The 3,947-nt window shown below is 36.1% G+C and carries 2 protein-coding genes; one reads left to right on the top strand and one right to left on the bottom strand.

The features are described from left to right. Nucleotides 1-1,781: putative bifunctional diguanylate cyclase/phosphodiesterase (locus KSO91_RS16280; protein ID WP_238744082.1), on the top strand; the 1,781-nt coding region annotated here is incomplete at its 5' end. A gap of 181 nt (nucleotides 1,782-1,962) precedes the next feature. On the opposite strand, the gene KSO91_RS16275 is transcribed toward KSO91_RS16280, so the two are convergent. Further along, entirely contained in the window at nucleotides 1,963-3,855 is a 1,893-nt protein-coding gene (locus tag KSO91_RS16275; protein WP_420830958.1) for a diguanylate cyclase, read from the bottom strand. Nucleotides 3,856-3,947: the final 92 nt, after the last annotated feature.

Below are 3,947 nucleotides of genomic sequence, written 5' to 3'. Positions count from 1 at the left end.
CCTTAACATTAGCTTTTAATGAATTGAATGAAATTAATACAAGTTTAAAAGATAATTTAGCCGAAAACAAAAAAAACCAGTTATACCTAGAAAAGGTTTTGGCGAAACAACAAGCATTATTCGATGCTAGTACGGAAGCTGTATTTAGTTTCAATAATAATGAAATAGAAAACATTAACCAAGCCGCAATTGAGTTTTTAGGCCTGACACCTGATGATATAAAAGAAAATAAAAAATTATCATATGATTTATTTCTAAACAGACTATCCAATAAGCAACAATTTTTAAGTGATACTGTTGAAACAAAAGAAAATGAACGCACTACATTACATGGTTTTTTTGAAGCGATAAACGGGAATTACTACGAGTTTTATAGCGTTCCGGAAATAACCGAAGGTCACTATATTGGTCGCATGTGGTGCTGTCGGGATATAACCAATATTCGAAAAAATGAAGCGCTATTATTATACCGCGCAAATCATGATGCACTGACCGAACTCCCCAATAGAGCAATGATTTTAGAAGAGCTAAATCATGCCATTAAATTATCCAAAAGACATAATTCAAAGATAGGTTTACTGTTTATCGATTTAGATGATTTTAAAAAAATCAATGATACCGCTGGGCATCAAGAAGGTGATCGATACCTTATTGAGTTTGCAAATCGCCTTCAATCAGTATTGAAAAGTGGAGACATATTAGGCCGACTCGGTGGGGATGAATTTGTCGTTATCTTAGAAGATATTAAAAATATTGCCCATATCATTCAGATTAACCAACGTATTTTAAAATTATGTGAAGTGCCCTTCTATATTAAAGACAAAAAATATCATATCTCGTGCAGCATTGGTGTCAGTATCTCGCCAGATGACGCAATAAATTCAGATGAGCTAATCCGTAAAGCCGATATGGCGATGTATCAGGCAAAAAAATTGGGTAAGAATATTTATCACTTGTTTGATAATAAACTCGAAAAAGTAGCTTTAGAGAAGGTCAATATTGAAAGCCAGCTCCGTGACGCAATAGTAAATGATGATTTTATATTACATTTCCAGCCCAAAATATCATTAAATAACAACTCATTACACAGTGTTGAGGCCCTTATTCGCTGGCAAAAAACAGCACAAGAGTTGGTCTACCCAGATAGCTTTATAAATATTGCGGAAGAAAACGGATTAATTAAATCTATTACCTATTGGGTGATTAACAAAGCCTGTAAAACACTAAAGCATTGGCAAGGCACTGTATTAGAAAATATCCCTTTATCACTTAATATAACGGCTCTGGATTTTTCAGATAAGCATTTTGTCGACCAAGTTTTTAAAATAATTGATAAAAACGCCATTAATCCAGCGCTGATTGAACTTGAACTAACCGAATCTATTTTCCTTAATGATATATCATCCGTAAAAAAGACCATCGCCAAACTAAAATCACGCAATATTAAGTTGTCGATTGATGACTTTGGTACTGGATTTTCTTCCTTTGCTTATTTGCGTGACTTAGACATTGATTTTTTAAAAATTGATAAAAGTTTTGTTTTCGGGGTACATAAGGATCCTAAATCTAGAGCCATTGTAAAAAGTATTATTGATATTGGTAGCAACCTTGGCATGAAAGTGATTGCAGAAGGAATTGAATCCGAAAATGAGATGGCAATCCTCACGGAGGAAGGTTGCCATATTGGTCAAGGTTACTATATGAGTAAACCAGTTAGTGATGAGCTATTAATGCAATATGCTACAAAGTTAAATATAATTAATAGTAAAAAGGGTAACTGATTCAATCAACGGTACAAGATTAAAGCCAGCTTCATCTCGCTTGGATTCATTCCTGAACAAAAAGGGTAAACATCAGAAATATGCCTCGAGATTAAAAAGAGGGGGGATTTAGTCACAACTTGCTAGCAGCAAAAAAATGAAGTAATCCCCTCTCTACTAATATGAGGGCAATAACGGTCAATTATTCGCTAGGGCTTATTGATACTCGATTTCGACCTTCTGATTTAGCTTCATATAAAGCAATATCGACACGACTAATAAGCTTATTAAGCGATTCGCCTGTCAAGCATTGCGCCACACCAAAACTTGCGCTAAGTTGTTTGACTGGTTGAAAATCGTGCTGATTAATAACCTGCCGTAATTTCTCTGCGATAATCGCCGCGCCGGCTATACCGGTCCCAGTTAAAACGATCAAAAACTCTTCCCCGCCCCAACGTCCCGCATAGTCAACTTTTCTTATGTTTTTTTGAAGGCATAATGCTGTTTCAATCAAAACACGATCACCTGCGGGGTGGCCATAAGTATCATTAACTTGCTTAAAATGGTCTAAATCTAATAGAATAACTGAAAAAACTTGCTCGCTGCGGTTATAGCGAGCCATTTCATCCTCGAGTATCTGGTCTATTTTACGACGATTAAAGAGTTGTGTTAGCACATCGGTAATTGACAATAATTCTATCGCTTTTCGATCCGTAATGTCTTCGTATATTTCTGCATAACCACTTATTTTACCATCGATATCGAACTGCGGAGTGATCACCATATTTACCCAAAACTCTTGCCCGGATTTTTTACAATTACGTATTTCACCACGCCAAACCTGACCGTTTTGAATAGTTCGCCAAATATTTTCGTAGGCAGTTTTAGCGCACTCTGGATGGCAAAGCAGCTCTTGTGTTTGTCCTTGTAGTTCACCAAAGTTATAACCTGTGGTTAAACAAAATGCGTTGCTTGCACTGACAAAGTGCCCATTTCTGTCAGTCGTACTAGACATGACGTTATTATCAAGTGCTTCATTACTACGTTGTAAATCAGCCAATACTTCTTGCAGTTGTGATTGTAAACGGGAAGGCACCATGGCCGCAATCCATGATAGGGGAAACGAAACTACAATCACAATCAACGCGATGATTAACGCAGTAAGTAAATTATTAGCTGTTAATTTTGATAACATTTCCGCTTTTGGAAGTAGGATAGCTTGAAGATTTTCACCATTATTAAATTGTTGGCCGATGCTGAAACTATAAATTTTATCAAACCGAATATTTGGCTCCCGTAATATTTTAGAGCCGATAACAGGATACAGATCAAGAAAATTAGATTGTCCTTCAAGATAACGACTCCACGAAAACACCTTTTCGTTGTGGTAAAGAAATTCACCGTCGCCATCAATAATCATAGTATCAAAATCAGCTGAGCGAGTTAATGCTCGGATTAATTGCGCAGCCTCAATATTTACAATCACAATACCGGAAAATACATTCTCGCTAAATACGGGGGTTGCGACCCTAAAGGTTGGCCGTATAGGCTTTTCAAGAACTCCGCCTTCATAATTTAAGTCAAGATTTGAATGCCAAAATTGGCGAGGTCTGAGTTGTGCAGATTCAATAAAATAATAACGGGAATGCTTATCCTGTAACTCATTATCTGGTACAACAAATACCTCTTTGCCGTTTTTACTACGATCAATTCTAATCGCTTCTTGACCATTTTTATCCAAAAAGCGCACTTGCATAATTAACGAACTGGATTGAGCGCTGGCAAGAAATAATGATTGCGCATTAACTAACTTGGTGGGGGTTGGCTGGCGAATATAATCTTGTGTTAGCTTATTAACTGCTAATGTTTGGACCATCTCGTTTAAAGAGTTTAATGAGTGGTGCAAAGATTCAAGTTTTACTGATTTTTCTGCCTCAAAGCGAGCCAGAATACCTTTGTCAATATTGGTATATTGAAGTTTGTAATTAATAAAAGAGGTGAGTAAAGCAATGACGGCCCCAAATATAATAAAGCTAAGAGTAAAAATTATATAAGATTTAGACCCTGTCCTGAAATCTGTGTAATTGCCTATCATTAATTTAATCATTTTAAGGATAGGTAATTATGAAAAAAGAAGAGATAGAAGCATTCGCCCTTAAAGCATCAAAAGGTTTAAAGTCTCAAAAA

Origin of the sequence: Psychromonas antarctica (genome assembly GCF_022267535.1) — a bacterium.
Taxonomy (GTDB): Bacteria; Pseudomonadota; Gammaproteobacteria; order Enterobacterales; family Psychromonadaceae; genus Psychromonas; species Psychromonas antarctica.
This window is presented reverse-complemented; position numbering and strand designations above follow the sequence as displayed.

Bases quoted from the DNA above. Each gene is read 5' to 3' on its own strand.
- KSO91_RS16275 (WP_420830958.1), bottom strand. From the start codon at position 3,855: ATGATAGGCAATTACACAGATTTCAGGACAGGGTCTAAATCTTATATA.